A 24,356-nucleotide genomic window follows, 5' to 3' on the forward strand; every position below is an offset into this window, starting at 1 on the left:
GGCTTATTCCGAATCCTCCGGCCCGGGCAGGGGCTGTTTCCCGGCGGCGAGGCATGAAAGCTTCTTTTTCCATGCCTCTATGCTGAAGTCCTGGATAAAGTCAATGAGCAGAGAGGAAATGGTTACGGTAACGAAGGAATAAGCAATCCTGCCAAGCGGTATATAAGTCAGGGAGAGAATGAGCACCGTTATGTCGGTTGCCAGATAGGCCCGGGCTATTTTACAGTGTGTGAGTTTGGCGATAACCATTGCCAGGGCATCATCCCCTCCGCTGGAGGCCTTCTGCCTGACCACAAGACCCACGCCGATTCCTACGAAACAGGCTCCGGCAACGGCGGCCAGAAGCGGGCGTGAGGTCAGGTCGGGAAGAAGAAAGGGCAGGCTTTCCCACAGCTTCAGGAAGCCGGCAAGGCATAGTGTTGCGGCGATGGAGCGGATGAGAAATTCTCTGCCCAGATACCGGAAGCCAAAAAGATAGCATAGGGCGTCCAGCAGAGGAGACAGCAGGGCGGCAGGTATGGCAAACCAGTAGTTGAGCAGCAGAATCATGCCAAGGACGCCGCCTTCTGTTATGTGGACGCGTTTATGGATATTCACCATGCCGAAGGCCAGAATTGCGGTTCCGGCCAGAATGGATAAAACAGTTTTCAGAGGGAAAATATCCTTTAGGGTTTTAAGGGTTTTCCTGTAATTCTTTTGTAAAAGTGTGCGCAAAGTAAAACCTCGTTTCTGTCTTTTATTTTTTGCGGGTCTTGAGTGGGGGGATATGAGTGCAGATAAAAAAAGTGAGTGCCGCCGTCCGTGTCCCGGATGCCCTCCGATGCGGCCCGGCTTCCTCACGGCCCTTATCCCCGGTACGAGCCGCCGCCCTGCAAGGTTCCTTATAGGGGACGCTTCCGCTCGGATAATCACGCAGCGGTACTAGAGTGTGTTTGAAAATTCATTCCCGCAATCTGCACGCTCCACTTTGCGTGGAATATGTTCCAAATTCAATCAACGTAGCCCGCTACGCCTCATGAATTTGGAACATATTCCCCACAAACTGTAACGCACATCTTGCAGAAAGCAATTTTCAAACACGCTCTAAGGCTGCAAAATACGCAGCCTAAGGACCGGCGAGCTTATAACGCCCCTGAGAGGAATCCTTGCAGGGCGGCGGCTCGTACCGGGGATAAGGGCCGTGAGGAAGCCGGGCCGCATCGGAGGGCATCCGGGACACGGACGGCGGCACTCACTTTTTTTATCTGTACCCGGTACGTAATTTTTGGGTGCAAAAAGATTATAAACTCTGGTATAATACTAAGGTCAATTATTTTTTGTATTTTTATACATGAATGCTTTAATAACTCATTTTAAAAGAGAAGACGGGAGTGGTAACATGAAGGATTATTATACCATCAGTGAGATTTCAAAATTGTATGGAATCGGAACGGATTCTCTTCGTTATTATGAAGAGATTGGAGCTCTTGAGCCGAAGCGGGGAAAGAATAACTATCGTTTGTATCGTCTGAAGGATATCTGCCGGTTAAATACGATTCGGGATTTGCTTCAGCTGGGCTTTTCTATGAAACAGGTAAGGGCATATCTTGATGATATGAATCTGGAAAATACCCTCCGTATGCTGGAGGATGAAAAGAAAACTATCCGGGAGCAGCAGGAACAGTTGAGGCTTGTGGAAAAATCCATAGAGAGAAGAATGGCGCACATTCAGAAATACAGGGAAACAGAAGAAAACTCTTATCGTCTGATATCTTGTTCCGACAGATATTGTCTGCGGCTGGATGAGGATATAACGAGGGATGAAGAGGTTGATTTCGCCATAAAAAGGCTGCAGAAAAGGCATGAAGACAAAATACGCAGTATAGGGGATCAGAATTTCGGAGCCAGTCTTTCTCCTGAGGATGTGAGAAATGGTGTTTATAATCTGTTTCATTCCGTGTTTTTTATTCTTCGGGATGGGGAGTGTGGGGAAGGGAAAGTGCAATTGGGAGAGGGTGTTTCTCAGGAAGGGTATGATTTCCTTTTGCCGGAAGGGACCTATTTGAGCACCTTTTATCGGGGGGAATACCGACAGTCGCCGCAGCGGGCGCTGGCGCTGCTGGAAGAAGCCTCCCGCAGAGGATTAGAGATAACGGGGGATATTCTGGAGCTGTATCCGGTTGATAACCGATACACAATGAAAACGGAGGAATTTGTCACCGAACTGCAGATACGGGTGAAAGAACGGAATTAGAACGGAATCAGAAAAGAATGAAAAAGCAGCCTTCGGTCGGATAAAATGACAGAAGGCCGCTTTTTTTGTGTGCCCGGCGGGCACATGTTATGTTTTCCTGTTAGATAACATTTTTGAACTGGCTCATATATAGCTGATAATAAGCCCCTTTTCTGGCCATCAGCGAAGCTGCGTTTCCTTCTTCCACAATGGTGCCGTTATCAATGACAAAGATACGGTCTGCCTTCTGGATAGTGGAAAGCCTGTGGGCTATTACAAAGGAAGTGCGGCCTTTCAGCAGATTTTCGATGCCGGACTGTACCAGCAGCTCCGTTTTCGTGTCGATACTGGAGGTCGCTTCATCCAGTATCAGAATGCGGGGATCCGATACCATGGTCCGGGCAAATGCAAGCAGCTGTTTCTGGCCGATGGACAGGCCGCCGCCTCTTTCGCTTAAGAGGGTATCATAGCCTTTATCCAGCTTCATGATGAAATCATGGGCATTCACGGCTTTGGCCGCGGCGATGATTTCTTCGTCCGTGGCATCCAGCTTTCCGTAGCGGATGTTATCCTTAATGGTTCCTGAGAACAGGAAGTTATCCTGGGTCATAATGCCCATCTGATGCCGCAGGCTTTCGATAGATACCTCTCTGACATCGTAGCCGTCAATATAAACATGGCCTTCCTGAATGTCGTAGAAACGGCTGATCAGATTGACAATAGTGGTTTTGCCGGCTCCTGTGGGGCCGACCAGCGCAATGGTTTCTCCCGGATTGATGTGGAAGCTTACCTGATTCAATATTTTAGCTGTGCCGTCATAGGAGAAAGTTACCTTATCAAAAACCACATCTCCCTGAATCTGGGGAAGCTCCCTCACTCCATCCTGATCGGTGATAGCAGAGGGGGTATCCATGATTTCAAATACTCGTTCCGCACCCGCTATATTGGTAATCATCTGATTATAGAAATTACTCAGGTTCATAATAGGATGCCAGAACATGGAAATATAGGTTCCGAATGCGATGAAGGTACCGATGGATACCTTATCCACTCCGATTATGATAATACCTGTAAAATAAAGGGAAACAATTCCCAGGCCCCAGCAGAAATCGATGACAGAACCGATGGCGTCATTCAGGCGGACCGCATGGATAAAGGAATCCCGGTGCTCCTTTGTCAGCTCCCGGAAGGTTTCCATGGTTTCTTCTTCGGCCCCGAAGCTCTGGATGATCCGGATACCGGACAGATCTTCGTGGACAAAAGCATTCAGGTTGGAAGATTTTTTCCGGTGGATCTGCCATCTTTTGTGAGAGCGTGTCTGGATATACCAGATGCAGACCGCCATTAAAGGAAGACTGACCATGGAGGCCGCCGCCAGCCCCGGGCTTTTTACAAACATAATTGCCACTACCGCGCAGATGGTGATAAAATCCGGGATCAGAGTGGTGACACAATTGGACAGTACATCCTTCAGGGAGTTGATGTCGCCGATAATACGGGCGAGAATTTTTCCTGTGGGACGGCTGTCAAAGAACTGGAAATCCAGGGTTTGGATATGGGTATACAGCTCCTGGCGGATGGTGACAAGGATGCTGTTGCACACTTTTGCCATCACATACATACGAAGCTTGATTCCCAGGACCATAATCAGGTTCAGGACTATGGCAAATAGGATCAGCCGTCCCAGTCCCGTAAAATCCCCCGCAGTGATATAATCATCCACCGCGGACTCCATGATCAGAGGATTTAACAGGGTTACAACAACGCAGAACCCCATGATGAACAAAACACCTACGATCTGCAGCTTATAGGCGAGCAGATATTTAAAGAGGCGTCCCAATGTGGCCATTTTCCCGACTTCTATAGTTTTTTCGTCATCTCTGTAAGAATTAACAGGCATGTTTTTACGCCTCCTTCCTTTCCTGGCCGGTGCCGAGCACACTATATTGTGCCTGCCAGGTTTCATAGTAAAGCCCCTTCTGGGAAAGAAGGCTTTCATGTGTTCCTCTTTCCTTAATAGAACCGTTTTCCAGCACGATGATCTCATCCGCATTTCGGACCGCGCTGATACGGTGGGCAATAATCAGCTTTGTGGTTTCGGTAAGCTCCAGCAGCGCCTGCTGGATAGCGTATTCCGTTTCCATATCCAGAGCGCTTGTGGAATCGTCCAGGACCAGAATCGGATTTTTTTTGGCGATGGCGCGGGCGATGCTGATACGCTGCTTCTGTCCGCCGGAAAGGCCGACTCCCCGCTCCCCGATCACCGTTTCATATTGTTCATCCAGCTTTTCAATGAATTCACTGGCCTGGGCGCAGGCGGAAGCCCCGCGTATTGTCGATGCGTCCACCATACCCCTTTTTCCCAGCTTTACATTTTCGCTGATTGTGTCGGAAAAGAGGAAAACATCCTGCATGACAAGAGAGATATTGCTTCTCAGCTGTTTTAAGGATAAATTACGGATGTCAACGTCATCCACGTAAACATTTCCGTCTGTAGCGTCATACAAACGCTGAAGCAGCTGGATGATAGAGGTCTTTCCCGCGCCTGTGGCGCCCATAATGCCGATGGTATTGCCGGGCTGCACACAGAAAGAGATATCATGAAGGATTTCATAACCGTCTTCCTTATGAAAGGACACATTCCTGAATTCCACCTTCCCTTTCACTGCGGGAAGTATTTCAGGAACCTCAGGTTCCGAGATAGAAGGCTTTACATTATATATTTTTCTGATTTTGCGGTAGCTTCCCACGGCAGAGGAGAAGTCATTGGAAAGCCAGCCCAGCATTTCCATGGGCCATACGATGTTCATGGAATATTCCACAAAGGCGCTCAGGCTTCCGATACTCAGCTTGCCCTGAATGACCAGCCCGCCTCCGAAAAACAGAATGATCAGTGGAAGAAGCTTTGTTATCAGTGAAAAGTAAGGATAATATTTTACAAAAACCTTGGACTGACGCATATTCAGTTCATAATAACGGTTATTGTGAGACAGAAACTTTCCGATTTCAAATTTTTCCCTCGCAAAGGCCTTAACGGTACGCACACCGGCCAGATTTTCCTCCGCCACCGTATTAAGAACGGCGTTTTCTTCGCTGATATCTTCATAAATAACTCCCAGGCGGCGTTCCTCGAGAATGGCAATGGTACCGGTGATCAGCATGGCGGCGGTAGGAATCAGCGCCAGCTTCCAATTCAGGCGGTACATACAGAAAAGCACGATGCCGGTATGGAAAACCACTTCAAGGATGAGCATGCTCACATAACTGACCGCATTCCAGATTCGGTCGATATCATCCTTGACGCGGGACATCAGTTCTCCGGTGTTGGTTTTGTCAAAATAATCCGCGCTCAGGGACTGTATATGGGAAAAAAGGTCCTTTCGCATATCAGTTGCGATGGAAGAGCCAATCCGGTCAAAAGTGAACTCTTTGGTATAGCCGAACACACATCGGCCGGCGCCCACAATAAGGATACCGCCCAGCAGGTATTTCAGGATTTCAATCCGCCCGCCTACGATAACATCATCGATAATATGCTTTGTGAGCTGTGGTGACACCATATCTAAGGATACGGCGATTACCATGGAAACGAATCCGAGAAGATAACCGAATTTGTGTTCCATTAAGTAACTGGATAACTTTTTCATAATTGTGATAGATCCCCCTTATGTAAGATTGTAAACCGGGAAAATGAAAGAAAAGAAAGAGGAAGCAGAATATGCTTCCCGGCGTGGTGAAGGCAGTAAAACGGCCTTGGGAAATGTCCCTGCCAACAGGCAGAGGGATGTATTTCCACAAAAAAACCACGCCAGAATTACCTGTCGTGGTAAAATGCCGCCTTAGCCCTTTATGAATAAGAAATACGGTATAAAATCCCGTAAGATCTTAGAAAGTGAGCGAAGCGTTATAATACCAAGAGGCAATCCCCAGTCTGTTCTCATTGTCCGATGCTGCAGTGATCTTTCTGTTTCCGTTCGACATAGGTTTTACCTCCTTTTCTTAATATTTGTTTCGGTTACAGAGTACTTATACCTTACCACGGTGCCGTGTGTTTTGTCAATTCCCTTTTTATAATTATGTAGTATAATCCCGATCCAGATTTATTACAGCATAATAGGAGGGATCCAGGCCGCGTATTTTCTCTTCCATAAAAGAGGTGATTTCGGAATCGCTGTATTGGAAGTGGAAGGGGACAAGAATATCAAATATGATATTGGTATGTGTGGGCCCTTTAACGATACGGAAATCATGCAGGTTGAGAGAAGCGTCCAGCTCATGGAGAAAAACAGTGGCTTTTTCTTTCAGCTCCTGTGTCTGGGCGTCATCATTCATAACAGGATCCATATGAATGACCGCTTCACAGTGGAGCTCCCGGTTCAGATCACGTTCGATATTGTCTATGGCGTCATGCAGACGAAGCATGTCTCCCGAGGCAGGAACCTCCGCATGCAGGGATATCATTACCCGGCCCGGTCCGTAATCGTGTACGACCAGATCATGGATTCCGAGGACGTTGGGATTGCTGAGCACAATGGATTCAATCCGTTTTACAAAGGCTTTTTCAGGAGGCTGTCCAAGCAGGGGGCTGATGGTATCTTTCGCGGCGGAAAAACCGGCATAGAGTATGAAGATACCTACCAAAAGGCCGCACCAGCCATCGATATGAAGGCCGGTAAATTTGCCAATCAGGGTTGCTGCAAGCACAACGGCTGTGGAGAGCATGTCGCTGAAGCTGTCCGTCGCTGTTGCCAGCATGGCGGAACTGGCGATTTCCTTCCCTGTTGAGCGGTTGTACAGGAACATATAGAATTTGACAGCGATGGATATAAGCAGGATGATAATAACCAGGGGAGTGCATTCCGTATCCTCCGGGTGCAGGATTTTAAGAAAGGAAGACTTTACAAGCTCAAATCCCATCAGCAGGATCAAAAGGGAAACCAGCAGCCCTGTGAGATATTCGATTCTTCCATGGCCGAAGGGATGCTCCGTATCCGGCTTCTGCCCGGCCATTTTAAATCCGATCAGTGTGAGCAGGGAGGAACCGGCATCGGAAAGGTTGTTGAAGGCATCCGCGGTAATGGCTATGGACCTGCTGATGGACCCGGCTAAAAATTTCCCTGCGAACAATAAAATATTAAAAGCAATTCCGATCCCGCCGCACAGGATCCCATAGGCCTGTCTGACAGCGGGCTGCTCTGTCTGATCATAATCCTTTATTAATATACGTGCAAGAAGACGCACCATATGATAACCTCCTATGTACAATAAATAATAATAAAAATAATCCGTTTCCGGTATTCCTCATTTTAACATTTCTTCCGGAAATTACAATCCCCGTCGTCAATTATTCCTGCGGGCAAAAACGTATTGCGCCTTTGGCGGAAAACGTGTATAATTTCAGAGGAATAAGCCGGAAGCGTGCAGCCGACGGTCTTATTATAACAGTTATCAGGATGTAACATTTACATTTTTATATGGTAGAAAAAGGAGAAAAAGATGAGCAAGAAACCAGTAGTATTAATGATTCTTGACGGCTATGGCCTGAACGACAAAAAAGAAGGAAACGCTGTGGCAGAAGCAAAGACGCCTGTCATGGACAAGCTGATGGCAGAGTATCCTTTTGTAAAGGGAAATGCAAGCGGGATGGCGGTAGGACTTCCTGACGGACAGATGGGAAATTCCGAGGTAGGGCATCTGAACATGGGTGCCGGCCGTATCGTATATCAGGAGCTGACAAGAATTACGAAAGAAATACAGGACGGCACTTTCTTTGAAAATCCGGCGCTGCTGGATGCGGTTGCCAACTGCAGGAAGAATGATTCCTCTCTTCATCTGTACGGTCTCGTATCCGACGGAGGTGTCCACAGCCACATTACTCATATTTACGGCTTACTGGAACTGGCAAAGCGGAATGGCCTTAAGAAGGTATATGTACATTGCTTCCTGGATGGCCGTGATACGCCTCCGTCCAGCGGCAAGGGATATGTGGAGCAGCTGGAAGCGAAAATGAAAGAAATCGGCGTTGGTGAAGTAGCCTCCGTTATGGGACGTTATTACGCCATGGACAGAGATAATAATTATGACCGTGTGAAGCTTGCATATGATGCCCTGACTAAGGGTGAAGGCCTGACAGCCCAGAGCGGCCCGGAAGGGATCCAGGCTTCCTATGACAGAAATGAAACGGATGAATTCGTGAAACCTACCGTAGTAACAAGAGACGGCGCGCCTCTGGCAACGGTTCAGGATAAGGACTCCATTATCTTCTTTAATTTCCGCCCGGACCGTGCGAGGGAAATTACCCATGCATTCTGTGATGATGATTTCAGCGGCTTTGCAAGGGATAAGAGACTGGATATCACATATGTCTGCTTTTCAGAGTATGATCCCACCATTCCCAACAAGGAAGTAGCTTTCCACAAGGTGGATATCACCAATACCTTCGGTGAGTGGCTGGCTGATAATAATATGACCCAGGCCCGAATTGCGGAAACAGAAAAATATGCCCATGTTACATTTTTCTTTAACGGCGGCGTGGAGACTCCCAATAAAGGGGAGGAAAGAATCCTCGTGAATTCCCCCAAGGTCGCTACCTATGATCTGAAGCCGGAAATGAGCGCATATGAGGTATGCGGCAAACTGGTGGAAGCCATCAAGTCCGATAAATACGATGTGATTATTATTAATTTTGCCAATCCGGATATGGTTGGCCATACCGGTGTGGAAGGTGCTGCAATCAAGGCAGTGGAAGCCGTGGATGAATGCGTCGGCAAGGCAGTGGAAGCGGTAAAGAGTGTGGAAGGCGTAATGTTTATCTGTGCGGATCACGGCAATGCGGAGCAGCTGGTGGATTACGAAACCGGTGCGCCTTTTACCGCACATACGACGAATCAGGTGCCTTTTATCCTTGTGAATTACGATCCGGCCTATACTCTGAGAGAAGGCGGATGCCTGGCTGATATTATTCCTACCCTGATTCAGGTTATGGGAAAAGAACAGCCTGCGGAAATGACAGGAAAGTCCCTGCTGATTAAGAAATAAAGAATTGTGAATTCGGAATAAATCCAGGAAAGGAAATCTTTGCTTTTGTCTAAAAAAAGCGAAGATTTCCTTTTTTTGTAACAATTCTGTAACAAATTATTGCTATAATTGCCTGAATGTGGTACATTAAGTGTACCAGTATAATTAGTACACTTGACACAGCATTTACATGCAGAAAGGAGTCCTATGATTATACTTGATTATAAGGATGCCAGGCCAATATATGAGCAGGTGGTGGACAAGTTCCAGAAGCTTATCCTGACAGGCGCATTGGAACCAAATACCAAGATGCCCTCGGTCAGGAGCCTGGCGGTGGAGCTTTCCATCAATCCAAACACGATACAGCGGGCTTATTCAGAGCTGGAACGGGAAGGTTTTATATATACGGTAAAGGGCAGGGGGAATTTTGTGGCTTATGACGAAAGCCTGCTGCGTTACCGTAAGGATGAAATATACAGAAAACTGGAGGAAATTGTCAGGGAGGCCGGTGAAATAGGGATAAGCCGGCAGGAACTGTCGGATTATTTGGGGGAACGGCAGGAGAAGGTCCTGCATGTAACTTCCGGGGAGGATTTTTGCTATGATTGAGATCAAAGATGTATCAAAGCAGTTTGGCAAAACCAGAGCGGTGGATCATGTAAGCTTTTCTGTAAAAGAGGAAAATGTGTTCGGTTTAATCGGAACGAACGGAGCTGGAAAAAGTACAATGCTGCGTATGCTTGCCGGAGTGCTTAAGCCGGACACAGGCCTGGTTTTAATTGATGGCATGCAGGTATATGATAATGTTAATGCAAAGAAAATGTTTTTCTTTATTGGAGACGAGCCTTACTTTTTTTCCAATGCAACTCCAAGAGACATGGAAAAATACTACAGCAGTGTTTTTTCGGCATTCAGCAGAGAGTCCTATTATCTGTATCTGGCGAACTTCGGTCTGGACAGCAGAAGGAAAATAAATACCTTCTCCAAGGGAATGAAAAAGCAGCTGGCCCTTATATGCGGGATCTGCTCCGGAACCAAATATTTATTCTGTGACGAGACCTTTGACGGGCTGGATCCGGTTATGAGACAGGGAATCAAAAGTATTTTTGCCCAGGAAATGGAGCGGAGAGGCCTGACTCCCATAATTGCCTCCCATAACCTGCGCGAGCTTGAGGATATTTGCGACCATGTGGGCCTTCTCCATCACGGAGGAGTGCTTCTTTCCAGGGAACTGGAGGATATGAAATGCAATATACAGAAGGTGCAGTGTGTCTTTTCCTCAGAGGAGGAAGCCGATAAGCTGCTGTCTGTCCTTGATATAGTTAAAAAAGAAAAAAGAGGTTCTCTGCATACCCTGACCGTAAGAGGGGGCAGAGATGAAATCCTGGCGCAGTTCGCCGCGGCGGAGACCTACTTTTACGAGGTCCTGCCTTTGTCTCTGGAAGAAATTTTTATCAGTGAAACGGAGGTAACCGGTTATGATATCAAAAAACTCCTTCTGGGTTAGGATAAGGGAAAATCTGAAGAGACGGGGCTGGACCGTTCTTCTGTGTATGCTGTCCATGTTCCTTGTGCTGCCGGTTTGCCAGGCTATGGCTATTTCTGTGGACAGGAAGAATGTGGAAAATGGCACGGTCTATTATATGGGCATTTTCGACGGACCGGAATGGGTAGCCCGTAATTTCATGAATGCCGTTTCCTTCGATCAGGTTCTTCTTATCATAACGGCTGCTTTTGCCGTACTGTTTGCCATTCAGGGGTTTTCCTGGCTTTACAGCCGTAAAAAAACAGATATGTACATGAGTATGCCGGTTTCTTCCGTAAAAAGGTACATTACCATTTATCTGAATGGAATCGGAATCTATGGGGTATGTTATTTCTGTGCCCTTCTGCTCGCTTTTGCGGTGGGGGGAGTGCTTGGGGCGTTTTCCGTGAAAACTATACTGTTTGGGTTAGGCGGTTTCCTCTGCAATATGCTGTTTTTTACAGCCGTTTATAATCTTTCCATCATGGCGGTGATGCTGACGGGAAATGTACTTGTAACCCTGATGGGCTGCAGTGTATTTCTCCTGTATGAATACATGATACGTTTCCTTATGGACGGAATGCAGAGCGCCTTTTTCAGAACCTATTGTTCCTTTGGAAATACGACCAGTAATTCCTGGACTTCACCTGTATTTACATATCTGAACGGAATCAGTGACATGTCCAGCTATCTGTGGGGAAACGGGAGCAGGTACATGGTAAGCTTCCTGGAAAAGCTTGCGGTGATAGCCGTTCAGGCCCTGGTTTATGGAATAACGGCATATGTACTGTACCGGAAAAGAAAAGCGGAAGCCGCCGGTATGGCTATGGCCTTCACGAAAAGCAAAAGTGTGATTAAGCTGCTGCTCATGATACCGGTTACCCTGCTGGCAGGGCTGTGGTTCAGAGGGCTTTCCGGAGACAGTGTGTTTTTCACCGTATTGGGAATGCTTATCGGCCTTCTGCTGAGTCATGGGCTCATTCAGATAATTTATGAATTTGATATCCATTCCGTATTAAATAAAAAATGGCATATTCTTGCTGCAGGAGCTGCCGCAGCCGCGATATTCTCTGCCGTATATTTTGATTTTACCGGATATGACACATATATACCGGAAACGGATGAAATTGCCAGCGTGGCGTTTACCTTCCGGCAGGATATTTATGGCTTCAGCAATTATGAAAGGCTGTTTGAAAAAAATATTTATTACAGCAATCATGAGGAATATATGCTTTCGCACATGGAATCTGAGGATACCAGGACGATTGAAGCGATCAGGACCCTGGCTGCCAGAGATCATGAAAAGGAAGTGGATATGAACTTTTATGATGACAGCAATGTTGTCGTTTATCTGAAATACAATCTGAAAAACGGGCGTTCTTTATGCAGGGCTGCTGCGGTGGATCTGGAACAGTCCCTGCCTGAGATGGATACCATTTTTGCAGACCGGTCTTACCAGTATAACCGGTATCAGATAAATGATCCTGTCATGACGGAGAATGCAGATCTTCTGAAAGCTGTTTTCAGCAACGGGCTGGAGGAGGTGTCCTATCTGGGGGATATGAGCCGGCTGCTGAAGGTTTTGAGTGAGGATCTGGATGATTACAGCTGCAGCATGATGATGAATCAGCTGCCGGTGGGCAGCCTGAGCTTCAGATACCATGTGGACGGAGAGCCGGAGGGCAATTATTATTCCTGGACTTATCCGGTATATCCGGACTTTGAGGATACCATATCTCTTCTGAAGGAACAGGGCGCATATAAGGAACTTGCTGAAGATTATACCTTTGTGGATGCCGGCCGGGTGGTCAGTATCAGTGTAACCTGCTATAATCTGAAAGAAAGTGATGTTTTTTATTCCAAAAATGGCGGGCGTTCGGTGAGTTATTCCAATGAACAGATTATTACAGAAACATTTACGGATGAAGAGGACATAAAGAAAATCTGTCCTGCATTATATCCCCGTTCCCTGATGGATATTTCCGGCTCCGGCATAACAGGGAGACTGCAGGATGATAATTATGATATCAGTGTTACCTTCAAACCTGGAATGGGACTTACGTCATCCAATGTCGGGTTTGTACCGATAATGGATCGTATCCCTGCGTTCGTGATAGAAAAAACAACTGCAAAAACGGAATAATCAGGTTAAAAATACCTTTTTCGGAAAATACTATGAAAGATAGTACTGGCTGTCAGACGGCAGCAGAAAGTGAGGAAGGTATGCATTTATATTTGGAAATTACGGACGTACATGCTAGAGAAATTCTGGATTCCAGAGGAAATCCTACGGTAGAAACAGAAGTAACACTGGAAAATGCGGTTACAGGAAGGGCGGCGGTTCCATCCGGAGCGTCTACCGGACAGTTTGAAGCGGTGGAACTGCGTGACGGGGAGACCAGATATTTTGGACTGGGGGTCCAGAAGGCCGTCAAAAATGTGAATACGAAGCTGAAGGCGGCTCTGTTAGGGAAGAATGCTCTTTGCCAGCTGGAAATAGACCGTATTCTGATGGATGCGGACGGAACGGACAACAAAAGCAACCTGGGAGCCAATGCGACGCTTGGCGTTTCCATGGCAGTGGCAAAGGCTGCCGCCAAAGCACTGGAAATTCCGCTGTACCAGTATCTGGGAGGAATTCATGCGAGACAGCTTCCTGTCCCCATGATGAATATCCTTAACGGAGGAAAGCATGCAGATAATACGGTAGACCTCCAGGAATTCATGATCATGCCGGTCCAGGCGGAATCCTTCCGGGACGGCTTACGCATCTGTGCGGAAATCTATCATAATCTGAAGAAGATCTGCAAGGACAGAGGGCTTTCTACAGCAGTAGGAGATGAAGGCGGTTTCGCTCCCAATCTGGGCAGCTCTTCCGATGTCCTTCGTCTGATAGTGGAGGCGGTAAAGGCCAGCGGTTATACCCCCGGACAGGATATCAAGATAGCTATCGATGCAGCTGCCAGTGAATTATATGATGAAAAATCAAAACGGTATTACTTCCCCGGAGAAAGCAGAATGAGCGGCCAGGAAGTATACAGGGATTCCGAAGCCATGGTGGAATATTATGAGGAGCTGGTACGGGAATTTCCTATTTTGTCCATCGAAGACGGGCTTTTTGAGGATGACTGGGACGGCTGGAAGATGCTCACCGCAAGATTAGGGGATAAAGTACAGCTGGTGGGAGATGATCTGTTTGTCACGAATACCAAAAGACTGGATGCGGGAATAAAGCTGGGTGTTGCGAATGCCATACTGATTAAGGTCAATCAGATCGGCACGCTTTCCGAAGCCTTTGAAGCAATCAGTATGGCCCAGAAAAATGGATATAAAACAATTATTTCCCATCGCTCCGGAGAAACAGAGGATACTACGATAGCGGATATCGCCGTTGCGGTAAACGCCGGACAGATTAAAACAGGCGCTCCCTGCCGTACCGACAGGGTTGCCAAATATAATCAGCTTCTGAGAATTGAAGAAGAGCTGGGATATGCCGCATGCTATAAAGAGCCTTTCAACAAAATTTAGTGTACATTCCCTGAATTACAGTTATATTTAATAGAAGAAAAAGAAGCCCGGCATACAGATACCGGACTTCTTTTTTGTTATACAAAAAAACGAGCCTCTTCCACAATTTGTACAATTGTGGAATATTTTTTTGGAAAATCTTGTTTTAAATCTGAAAAATCTTGCATCGGCCATCGGATTGTGGTATATTTGTAAAGCTGGTATGATATGATCTGTGTAAAAGTTAAACAGAGAAAGATATGGCAGCATTAAAGCTTCGTGGGGAACTATGGGCTGATGCAGACATGAGACGGCTGGCTCGCCAGGCGTCATTGTTTAGTGCCTGTATGTCCGCAGGAGAATCATACTTGTATTTCTGCGGAGGACAACGGGATAATAGGTCATTTTTCTTTAAACAGCCATTGCTGTCACCGGATTACATTGCACAGTATTGCCAATGGCCAGTACAAACAGAAAAGGAGTGTTTCAGTTGACAAAATACGTTGTAAAGAGAATCCTTCTCGCTATAGTGACTATTTTGATTGTCTGCGGCATCACATTCTTTGCTATGAATGCGATACCAGGCGGGCCGTTTGATGGAGAGAAGGCAGTATCTGCGGAGGTTAAGGCCGCACTGGAGAGAAGGTACAATCTGGATAAGCCTGTGCCTGAGCAGTTCGTGATTTATATGAAAAATCTTCTTCATGGTGATTTTGGTATCTCCACCAAAACAGGCCGTGATATCAAAACTCTGATTTTTGAGTCCTTCCATGTATCAGCTAAGCTCGGCGGTATGGCAATTCTCGTAGCGCTTGCTTTTGGTCTGGTGTTCGGCAGCCTGGCGGCTTTGACCAGGAATAAGCTCCCGGATCGTCTGATCATTTTCTTTTCCACTTTGTTTACATCCCTGCCCAGCTTTGTTTTTGCCACATTGCTGCTGCTGGTATTCTGTGTACAGCTGAAGCTGATACCGGTATGGGATGCCAACCATCAGAATTATGTTCTTCCGGTTATCGCGCTGGCGGCTTATCCGATGGCATACATCACCCGTCTGACCAAGACGAGTATGCTGGACGTAATGGGGCAGGATTATGTGCGTACGGCAAGAGCGAAGGGTGTGGCCCGCTGGAAGGTTATATTTAAGCATACTTTAAGGAATGCGTTAATTCCTGTTATTACTTATGTGGGACCTATGACGGCATCTATATTGACCGGTTCTCTTGTTGTGGAGAAAATTTTCACAATCGGCGGACTCGGGGCAAAGTTCGTGGATGGTATTACCAACCGTGATTATCCCATGATCATGGGTACGACAATTTTCCTTGCCGTGCTGATGGTTACTATGAATCTTTTGACAGATATCGTCTACAAGCTTGTAGACCCTCGTATTAAACTTGATTAGGAGGAGGCCAGTAATGGATAAGAAAAATATAGATGAAATGCCGAAAAAGTCTCCTTTGAGCTTACAGATAGATTTACAGAAATTTGAAAAAGCGACAGATGAAGAGAAGAAGCAGCAGGATGTGATGAGCGAGTCCGTTTCTTTCTTCAGGGACGGCATGCGCAAGCTGATGAAAAACCCGCTTGCTGTGGGAAGTATTGTTGTACTCATATTGATTGTTGCCATGATTCTGATCGTGCCCCATGTGGTTCCTTATTCCTATTCCCAGATCATTTCTGTGAATGGCAAGCGTGATAAGACCGCGTCCAATATGGCTCCGTTCCAGTATTCAGAGAAAGAACAGGCTTTTATTGATGAAGGCGGCGAAGTATTTCCCCATATCATGGGAACGGATGAAATGGGACGTGATTATTTCGTCCGTGTTGTATACGGAACAAGAGTTTCCCTTACCGTAGGTGTATTTGCCGCGATCATCGTTCTTATTATCGGTGTCCTGTACGGCAGTATATCCGGTTATTTCGGCGGGAAAACAGACCTTATTATGATGCGTATTGTAGATATTATATATTCTCTTCCGGATATGCTTATGGTAGTACTGCTGTCCGTAGTGCTCCGGGAGGTTCTGAACATTGATCAATACCCGGCCTTGCAGAAGCTGGGCACCAATATGATTTCCCTGTTTATCGTATTCGGCCTTCTTTACTGGACAGGTATGGCCAGACTTGTACGTGGACAGATCCTTACCATCAAGCAGAATGAATATGTGCTTGCGGCAAAGATCAGCGGTGCGAAGTCCGGAAGAATTATCCGCAAGCATATTCTTCCCAACTGTATCAGCGTTATCATTATTTCCGCAGCGCTGCAGATACCGTCCGCGATCTTTACGGAAAGTTTCCTGAGTTTTATCGGTCTGGGCGTTCAGGCACCCATGCCTTCCCTTGGTTCCCTTGCAAATGCTGCGAGAGCGGGAATAAATGTTTATCCCTACAAACTGATCTTTCCGGCTCTTATGATCTGTCTGATTACACTGGCATTTAACCTGCTGGGAGATGGTCTGAGGGATGCATTTGATCCGAAATTAAGGAGGTAATAAAATGAGTGATAGTATACTTTCGGTAAAAGAACTTCGTACCTCCTTTTCAACAGATAACGGGGAGGTAATGGCTGTCAACGGTATTTCCTTTGATCTGGACCGCGGAAAAATCCTGGGTATTGTAGGAGAATCCGGTTCCGGTAAATCAGTTACAGCCTATTCCATTATGCGTATCCTGGAAAGCAACGGCGGTATTAAAGGCGGCCATGTGTTTTATAAGGGCGATGATATCACTAAATTTTCTGAGAAACAGATGAGAGAATTCCGCGGAAAATGCTGTTCCATCATTTTCCAGGATCCCATGACCAGCCTGAATCCTGTATTCACGGTTGGAAACCAGCTGAAGGAGGCAATTGAGCTTCACACGGACAGGAAGGGAAAGGCAGCTGAAGAACGTGCTGTGGAAATGCTCACTCTGGTAGGGGTGAATGAACCGGAAAAACGTGTGAAACAGTATCCTTATGAGCTGTCAGGCGGTATGCGTCAGCGTGTTATGATCGCCATGGCTCTGGCCTGCGAACCGGACATACTGATTGCTGATGAACCTACCACAGCGCTGGATGTTACCATTCAGGCACAGATTCTGGAACTGATGCAGGATCTGCAGAAGAAGCTGGGAATGGCTATTATTATAGTTACCCATGACCTGGGTGTTATCGCGGATATGTGCGATGAAATTATCGTTATGTACGGCGGACGTGTGTGTGAAAGAGGTACGGCTGAAGATATTTTCTACCGTCCTCATCATGAATATACCAAGGGCCTTCTGCGTTCGATCCCGAATGTAGACAAAATCGGGGAAAAACTGATCCCTATTCCGGGTACGCCTATTAACCTGCTGAATATGCCCAAAGGCTGTGCTTTCTGCCCGCGGTGTGAAAACGCCATGAAAATCTGTATAGAAGAAGTTCCTCAGGAAATGCAGATGCCTGACGGACATTACGCATCCTGCTGGCTGAATGTGAAAGAAGCGATGGAGGCAAAGCAAGGAGGCGGAAAACATGAGTAAAGAGGCAAAAACGAAGAAAAGCGAATATCTTGTTGAGGTCAATGACCTGAAACAGTATTTTCCTATAAAAGTCGGTGTTATGAAAACGATTCCGCTGAAGGCTGTAGATGGTGTATCCTTTGCCATCAAGCCCGGTGAAACTCTGGGAATGGTGGGAGAATCCGGCTGCGGCAAGACAACGGTAGGACGTTCCCTGCTGAGGCTTTATACGCCTACAGGAGGAGAAGTGTTTTACAATGGGGAAAAGGTGGATGGATCCACCATCGGGCATATGAGAAAAGAAATGCAGATGGTGTTCCAGGATCCTTATTCTTCATTGAATCCCCGTATGACAATTGAGGATATTATCGGAGAACCTCTGGATGTGCATAAGCTCTATTCATCCAAAGGAGAACGCCGTGATAAGATCATAAATCTTATGGAGCTGGTAGGCCTGAATGCGGAGCATGCAACCCGTTATGCTCATGAGTTTTCCGGCGGACAGCGGCAGCGTATCGGTATTGCAAGGGCGCTTGCAACCGATCCCAAGTTTATTGTCTGTGATGAGGCAGTAAGTGCCCTGGATGTTTCCATTCAGGCACAGGTTATAAATATGTTTGAGGAACTTCAGGATAAGCTGGGTGTGGCATATCTGTTTATCGCCCACGACTTGCTGGTGGTTCATCATATTTCCGACAGAATTGCTGTAATGTATCTGGGAAGAATTGTTGAGATTGCAGATTCCAATGAATTGAATGACAATCCGATTCACCCTTATACGCAGTCTCTTCTCAGTGCAGTGCCTTATCCGGATCCTAAAATGGCCCGGGAAAGACATCGTATTGTTCTGGAGGGGGATGTTCCCAGTCCGCTGCATATGCCGAGCGGCTGTTCATTCCGTACCCGCTGCAAATACGCTACGGAGCAGTGTGCTAAAGAGTGTCCGAGTCTGAAAGACAGAGGGAACGGACATCAGGTTGCCTGCTGGAATAAGTAGCAGAAATCCCTCAGCTTTTAATTTGATACAATTTGTTCTTCTTATTAAGGGAAGAATATTGTATAAGAAACCGTATCTATTTTATTCATGGGAGGTAATAATTTATGAAGAAAAAGTACTTGGCATTAGCTCTGGCTGCTTCATTAGTTGTGAGTACTCTGGCTGGATGTGGATCCAAAGGAAACACTACAGAGTCACCGGCAGCTCCGGCAGAAACCACAGCAGAATCTTCAGCAGATACAAGCGCTGAAGAATCAACAACTGCAGACGCAGGTTCGGCAGCACATGGCCCGTCCAGCGAAGCAGCACCCGCATGGGAAGAATACAATGCAAGAATCGCTGCTATCAGAACAGAGACAGATCTTGCAAAGCGTGAAGCTCTTATGCATGAAGCAGAAGATGAGCTGATGAGCACATGGGCAGTTATTCCGCTTTACTATTACAATGATGTTTATCTTCAGAAGACCGACGTAGACGGCATTTATGCAAACCTTTTCGGTTTCAAGTATTTCGGTTATGCAACAACTCCGACCAATACACTGGCTCTTCAGATCGCATCTGAACCCAACAAACTGGATCCGGCTCTGAACTCTACAGTAGACGGTGCATGCCTTGCAATCCTGGCATTTTCCGGTCTGTTTATGTATGATGAGAACGGACAGCTTGTTCCCGATCTTGCAGAAAGCTATGAAATGACAGAAGATGGCCTGAGCTATACCTTTACAATGAAGGATGGCCTGAAGTGGTCTGACGGCACAGAGCTGAATGCAAAAGATGTTGAGTACAGCTGGCAGAGACTTGCAAATCCTGATACAGGTGCTGACTATGCGTACCTGACCACCGTAATCGCTACCAAGGATGACGGTACTCTGGATATTGAAGCTTCTGAAGACGGAAAGACATTCAGCGTTAACCTGGTTGCTCCTTGTGCATACTTCCTTGACCTGTGTGCATTCCCTGCATTCTATCCTGTTCCTCAGGCTTCCGTAGAAGGAGCTGACGGATATGCTGATAACCCGGGTGCATGGTGTACAGAAGCTGGTTTCGTATCCTCAGGCCCGATGGTTTGTACCGGATGGAAGCACAATGAATCCATGACCTATGAGAAGAACCCTAATTATTATGATGCTGACAGAGTTACTCTTGACAAGATCGAATTCATGCTGAGCAGTGATGATACAGCAATTTACAATGCATTTGTAGATGGTTCCCTGCAGTTTGCAGATACCATTGCTACAGATATGATGGCTACTGTAAAGGATACTCCTGAATTCCACAAGATCCCTACTCTGGGAACCTATTACTGCGGATTCAATGTAAACAGCGATCTTTTTGCAGGCAAGACTGTTGAGCAGGCTGCTGCAATGAGAAAAGCTATGTGTCTGTTAATTGACCGTCAGTACATTGTTGACACAATTGCACAGGCAGAGCAGGAAGTTGCAAATACCTTCATTCCTACAGGAATGTCTGACGGAAACGGCGGAGAATTCAGAAAGAATGACGACGATTACACCTATCCTCTGGAAGACAAGGTTGGTTACTATGATACGGATATGACAGATGCCAACATGGAAGAAGTTCAGGCTCTTCTTGAAAGTGCCGGATATCAGTTCGATGAAAGCGGTATGCTTTCCGCTGAAACTCCTATCAGCATGACTTATCTTACCAATGATTCTGAAGGTAATGTTAAGATTGGTGAAGCGATTCAGCAGGATCTTGCAGCTATCGGTATCAATGTAACTGTTGAGACCCGTGAGTGGTCCGTATTCCTTGATGAAAGAAAGCAGGGACAGTTTGACTTCGCTCGTGAAGGCTGGCTGGCAGACTACAACGATCCTATCAATATGCTGGAAATGTGGGAAACCGATTCTGGAAATAATGATATGCAGTTTGGTAGATAATCTGCGGATTATTAACAGAAAAATAATATTTGTATAATAAAAGTAGCCTGTGCGCTCTGGTGTAGCGCACGGGTTATTTTTTAAATTATTCACTTATTTTTAAAAAAATTGTATTGTAAATATTTGCTTTCTATGGTAAACTTACAAGTGCTCGGTGTTAGGAGGTGTAGAAATGGCAGTTTTGAGAATAATATTAACGGTGCTTTTTATTATAATTTGTATTGCATTGACAGTTTTGGTACTGATGCAGGAAGGCAAGGCAGCTGGCCTGGGAGCTATCAGCGGTGCAGCAGAGACATACTGGGGAAAGAACAAGGGACGTTCCATGGAAGGAACACTGGTTAGAGTTACCAAGTACCTTGCAGTTTCCTTTATTGTTATTGCGGCCATCCTGAACATATCCAAGTTTTAACTACCAAAGCACTCTTGTATGCAAACAGGGGTGCTTATTTTTTGGCAGTGAACCGGAAGCTGTTATGCTGCCTGCTGCTTAAACCCGCGGCTTGCTGCGGGGTATTTGATATGAGAAACAGAGGAATTATGACACAGAATAAAACAGAAATCCGTAAAATGCGGATACTTGACCTTATGGAAGAGCCCAGCTATGTTCCTATGAGAGAGAAGGAGCTCGCCTGTATTATGCAGGTGGATCCGGAGGACAAGCCGGAATTAAAAAGAATTCTGCAGGAGCTTCTTACAGAGGGCAAGATTCAGATTAATAAAAGAGGACGGTATTCCAAACCGGAGCAGCAGCTGCTTACCGGAGTTTTTACCAGCCATCAAAAGGGCTTTGGCTTTGTACAGATTGAAGGCAGGGAAGAGGACCTTTATATCCCTGAGGATCAGGTGAATGGAGCATATCATCTGGACACTGTGGAAGTGCGAATCCTTCCGGAACGTCACGGACAGCGGCAGGAAGCGCAGATCGCCCGTATCCTTGCAAGAGGGACTACTCATGTGGTGGGAACCTACCAGAAGAGCCGGAACTTCGGTTTTGTCATTCCGGATAATACGAAGCTGCCGTCAGACATCTTTGTATCCCAGGAGCGTTCCAAGGGGGCTGTCAGCGGTTCCAAGGTAGTGGTTGAAATAACGGATTACGGCGGAGCGAAAAGACGCAGCCCCGAAGGAAAAGTGGTAGAAATTCTGGGACATATTAATGATCCCGGCGTGGATATTATGTCCATTGTAAGGAACTTTGATTTGCCGGAAGCTTTTCCTGAAAAAGTGATGAATCAGGCAGAAAGGTGTGCCCCTGAGGTTACGGAGGCAGACAGAGAAGGAAGACTGGATTTAAGGGATTTAACAATGGTTACAATAGATGGGGAAGATGCCAAGGATCTGGATGATGCGGTCAGCCTTACCAGAGAGGGCGGCAATTATTGCCTGGGAGTCCATATTGCGGATGTTTCCAATTATGTGCAGGAAAATTCCGCATTAGACAGAGAAGCCCTGAAACGCGGAACCAGCGTTTATCTTGTGGACAGAGTCATACCCATGCTTCCCCATGCATTATCCAATGGTATCTGTTCCCTTAATGCGGGCGAGGATCGTCTGGCGCTCAGCTGCCTAATGACGGTGAATCCCAAAGGCGAAGTGACAGATTACCGGCTGGCGGAAAGTGTAATCCATGTGAACCGGAGAATGACATATACCAGCGTTGCCAGGATAATTGAGGATCAGGATCCGAAAGAGTGTGAAGAATATAAGGAACTGGTGCCTATGTTCCGGGATATGGCCCGTTTGTCTTCCATAATCAGAAAAAGAAGACAGAAGAGGGGAGCTATTGATTTTGATTTCCCTGAAAGTAAAATTATTCTGGACGAAGAGGGACATCCCCTGGAAATCAGGCCTTACGAAAGAAATACAGCTACAAAGCTGATAGAAGATTTCATGCTTCTTGCCAATGAAACGGTAGCCCAGCATTTTTACTGGCTGCAGGCGCCTTTTGTTTACCGCGTCCATGATAATCCGGATCCGGAAAAGATACACCGGCTGAGTCTGTTCATCCATAATTTCGGTTATTCCATGAAAGCCGGACAGGAAGAAATCCATCCCATGGAGCTTCAGAAGCTGTTGAATAAGATAGAAGGAACACCGGAAGAGGCATTGATCAGCAGACTGACTCTGCGCAGTATGAAGCAGGCAAAATACAGTACTGAGTGTACCGGACATTTCGGACTGGCAAGCCAGTATTACTGTCACTTTACCTCTCCCATAAGGCGTTATCCCGATTTGCAGATCCACCGCATAATCAAGGAACAGCTTCGCGGGCGGCTTGTGGAAAGCAGAATAACCCACTATGAGCAAATTCTCCCGCAGGTGGCAAAACAGTCCAGCCAGATGGAACGACGGGCGGATGAAGCGGAACGGGAGACGGATAAGCTGAAAAAGACCGAATTCATGGAAAAGCATATCGGTGAAATATACGAGGGAGTTATTTCCGGCGTGACGGCCTGGGGGCTGTATGTAGAACTTCCCAATACCGTGGAAGGGCTTGTTCATGTATCCATGCTGCCGGGTGATTATTATTACTATGACGAGGCAGCCTGTGAGATGAGAGGAAGCCAGACCGGAAGAACCTATAAATTAGGGGAAAAGCTCCGGGTAAAGGTGAAATTTGCAGATAGATTTACAAGAACCATAGATTTTATACTGCCATATGAAGAAGAGGGGATTGACGATGGCGAAGGAAGCAATGAAGCTGGTAGCAAACAATAAAAAAGTATATCATGATTTTTTCGTGGATGAAAAGTATGAGGCGGGTCTTGTGCTGCATGGGACGGAAGTAAAATCACTCCGCATGGGCAAATGCAGCATCAAGGAAGCCTTTATTGCCATCGATAAGGGTGAAGTATTTATAAACGGAATGCATATCAGCCCTTATGAAAAGGGTAATATATTCAATAAGGATCCGCTTCGTGTGAGAAAGCTTCTCATGCATAAATCCGAGATCATGAAGCTTACGGGCAAGGTGGCGGAAAAAGGTTATACCTTAATGCCTCTCCAGGTTTATTTTAAAGATGGAAAGGCTAAAATGGAAATAGGGCTCTGCCGCGGTAAAAAGTTATATGACAAGAGACAGGATATAGCCAAAAAAGATGCCAGAAGGGAGTCGGAGAGAGAATTTAAAGTGAAAAATCTTTATTAATTAAAGTCTCCGCTTCTTGACAGCAGACACAAAGATGTGTATACTAACGATACTGTTTACAATTGAATATGGGGTAGTCAAGGTTTCGACAGGGGTCTTGCAGCTGGAGAAGCTATCCGCAGGAATGCGTTAAATCCAAACCTAAAAATAAACGCTGAAGACAATACTTTAGCCTACGCAGCAGCTTAATGCTGCGTTGTCTGACTTAGAGCACCTACACTTTAAGACCCAGGCATCGAATTTGTAGGAAACGACACAGGCAAAGCTTTGAGCCTGTGGGCGTAACATGAAGCTACTGAAGTTAACCGGATGTCAATTTCCGGTTATCGGAGGGAATGATTAATAATTGACTATGATAGTAGAAGTACAGGGAATGGGCTTTTGGACACGGGTTCGACTCCCGTCTACTCCACTTTAAAATGGGTACGCAATATTGAACAGCTTTACCGGCTGGCAATACTGCGTACCTTTTTTATGCGGTAGACGGGAGTCGAACCCGTGTCCAAAAGACTGCTCCATATCCTGAGACAAAGCGCGGACAAAAACCATTATAACCGGAAGTA

General features: G+C 46.3%; 19 protein-coding genes, 1 other RNA gene and 1 pseudogene. 16 read left to right on the plus strand and 5 right to left on the minus strand.

What is annotated here, in order from left to right:
• Positions 1–3: 3 nt before the first annotated feature.
• Together BLA28_RS29900 and BLA28_RS34840 are read right to left on the minus strand one after the other, a co-directional pair.
• Positions 4–714 carry a YitT family protein gene (locus BLA28_RS29900; protein ID WP_071699685.1) on the minus strand — a complete coding sequence of 237 codons (711 nt, stop codon included), beginning with the start codon at positions 712–714 and terminating at the stop codon, positions 4–6.
• Positions 715–908: 194 nt separating this feature from the next.
• Positions 909–959, minus strand: coding sequence for a DUF6783 domain-containing protein (locus BLA28_RS34840; protein WP_408607644.1), 51 nt, complete (start codon positions 957–959; stop codon positions 909–911).
• On the opposite strand from BLA28_RS34840, the pseudogene BLA28_RS34745 reads away from it, so the two are divergent.
• Together BLA28_RS34745 and BLA28_RS29910 are read left to right on the plus strand one after the other, a co-directional pair.
• A pseudogene (locus BLA28_RS34745) lies at positions 939–1,109 on the plus strand (DUF6783 domain-containing protein). The gene BLA28_RS34840 and the pseudogene BLA28_RS34745 overlap by 21 nt on opposite strands.
• 269 nt (positions 1,110–1,378) lie before the next feature.
• Positions 1,379–2,233 (plus strand): MerR family transcriptional regulator, encoded by an 855-nt coding sequence (locus BLA28_RS29910; protein ID WP_071699686.1) that lies wholly within the window; start codon positions 1,379–1,381, stop codon positions 2,231–2,233.
• A 100-nt stretch (positions 2,234–2,333) separates the two neighbouring features.
• Here BLA28_RS29910 and BLA28_RS29915 read toward each other — a convergent pair whose 3' ends face one another.
• The 3 genes from BLA28_RS29915 to BLA28_RS29925 all read right to left on the minus strand — a co-directional run bounded on the left by BLA28_RS29915 (position 2,334) and on the right by BLA28_RS29925 (position 7,456).
• Complete coding sequence (locus BLA28_RS29915) at positions 2,334–4,112, minus strand: ABC transporter ATP-binding protein (RefSeq protein ID WP_009252907.1); 1,779 nt, start codon at positions 4,110–4,112, stop codon at positions 2,334–2,336.
• 4 nt (positions 4,113–4,116) lie between these two features.
• Positions 4,117–5,859, minus strand: a complete 1,743-nt coding sequence (locus tag BLA28_RS29920) for an ABC transporter ATP-binding protein (RefSeq protein ID WP_071699687.1) — start codon at positions 5,857–5,859, stop codon at positions 4,117–4,119.
• Between the two features lie 427 nt (positions 5,860–6,286).
• Complete coding sequence (locus BLA28_RS29925) at positions 6,287–7,456, minus strand: cation diffusion facilitator family transporter (RefSeq protein WP_071699688.1); 1,170 nt, start codon at positions 7,454–7,456, stop codon at positions 6,287–6,289.
• Between the two features lie 252 nt (positions 7,457–7,708).
• On the opposite strand from BLA28_RS29925, the gene gpmI reads away from it, so the two are divergent.
• From gpmI to ssrA, 14 genes are all read left to right on the plus strand, one after another.
• Entirely contained in the window at positions 7,709–9,250 is a 1,542-nt protein-coding gene (gene gpmI / locus BLA28_RS29930) for a 2,3-bisphosphoglycerate-independent phosphoglycerate mutase (RefSeq protein WP_071699689.1), read from the plus strand.
• A 186-nt stretch (positions 9,251–9,436) separates the two neighbouring features.
• Positions 9,437–9,838: a GntR family transcriptional regulator gene (locus BLA28_RS29935; protein ID WP_044972965.1), complete on the plus strand. Its 402-nt coding sequence runs from the start codon at positions 9,437–9,439 to the stop codon at positions 9,836–9,838.
• Positions 9,831–10,736 (plus strand): ABC transporter ATP-binding protein, encoded by a 906-nt coding sequence (locus BLA28_RS29940; RefSeq protein ID WP_071699690.1) that lies wholly within the window; start codon positions 9,831–9,833, stop codon positions 10,734–10,736. The genes BLA28_RS29935 and BLA28_RS29940 overlap by 8 nt, the downstream gene beginning before the upstream one ends.
• The gene (locus tag BLA28_RS29945) at positions 10,708–12,897 is read left to right on the plus strand and encodes a DUF6449 domain-containing protein (RefSeq protein WP_071699691.1); all 2,190 of its coding nucleotides are present in this window, start codon (positions 10,708–10,710) and stop codon (positions 12,895–12,897) included. Before BLA28_RS29940 ends, BLA28_RS29945 begins: the two co-directional genes overlap by 29 nt.
• An 80-nt stretch (positions 12,898–12,977) precedes the next feature.
• Positions 12,978–14,282, plus strand: coding sequence for a phosphopyruvate hydratase (gene eno / locus BLA28_RS29950; protein WP_009252897.1), 1,305 nt, complete (start codon positions 12,978–12,980; stop codon positions 14,280–14,282).
• 469 nt (positions 14,283–14,751) lie between these two features.
• Complete coding sequence (locus BLA28_RS29955) at positions 14,752–15,663, plus strand: ABC transporter permease (protein ID WP_009252896.1); 912 nt, start codon at positions 14,752–14,754, stop codon at positions 15,661–15,663.
• A 13-nt stretch (positions 15,664–15,676) separates the two neighbouring features.
• Positions 15,677–16,753, plus strand: coding sequence for an ABC transporter permease (locus BLA28_RS29960; RefSeq protein ID WP_009252895.1), 1,077 nt, complete (start codon positions 15,677–15,679; stop codon positions 16,751–16,753).
• Positions 16,754–16,757: 4 nt separating this feature from the next.
• A complete protein-coding gene (locus tag BLA28_RS29965; protein ID WP_009252894.1) occupies positions 16,758–17,765 on the plus strand; it encodes an ABC transporter ATP-binding protein in 1,008 nt (335 codons plus the stop codon).
• A complete protein-coding gene (locus tag BLA28_RS29970; protein ID WP_044972963.1) occupies positions 17,758–18,741 on the plus strand; it encodes an ABC transporter ATP-binding protein in 984 nt (327 codons plus the stop codon). The genes BLA28_RS29965 and BLA28_RS29970 overlap by 8 nt, the downstream gene beginning before the upstream one ends.
• A gap of 104 nt (positions 18,742–18,845) precedes the next feature.
• Positions 18,846–20,642 (plus strand): peptide ABC transporter substrate-binding protein, encoded by a 1,797-nt coding sequence (locus BLA28_RS29975; RefSeq protein ID WP_069159424.1) that lies wholly within the window; start codon positions 18,846–18,848, stop codon positions 20,640–20,642.
• 172 nt (positions 20,643–20,814) lie between these two features.
• On the plus strand, positions 20,815–21,054 hold the full coding sequence (secG, locus tag BLA28_RS29980) for a preprotein translocase subunit SecG (protein ID WP_009252891.1): 240 nt from the start codon (positions 20,815–20,817) through the stop codon (positions 21,052–21,054).
• A 128-nt stretch (positions 21,055–21,182) separates the two neighbouring features.
• Positions 21,183–23,363: a ribonuclease R gene (gene rnr / locus BLA28_RS29985; protein WP_069159441.1), complete on the plus strand. Its 2,181-nt coding sequence runs from the start codon at positions 21,183–21,185 to the stop codon at positions 23,361–23,363.
• Positions 23,326–23,793 (plus strand): SsrA-binding protein SmpB, encoded by a 468-nt coding sequence (gene smpB, locus BLA28_RS29990; protein WP_009252889.1) that lies wholly within the window; start codon positions 23,326–23,328, stop codon positions 23,791–23,793. Before rnr ends, smpB begins: the two co-directional genes overlap by 38 nt.
• Positions 23,794–23,863: 70 nt before the next feature.
• Positions 23,864–24,208: a transfer-messenger RNA gene (gene ssrA / locus BLA28_RS29995) on the plus strand.
• Positions 24,209–24,356: the final 148 nt, after the last annotated feature.

Source organism: Eisenbergiella tayi, from assembly GCF_001881565.1.
Classification (GTDB): domain Bacteria; phylum Bacillota; class Clostridia; order Lachnospirales; family Lachnospiraceae; genus Eisenbergiella; species Eisenbergiella tayi.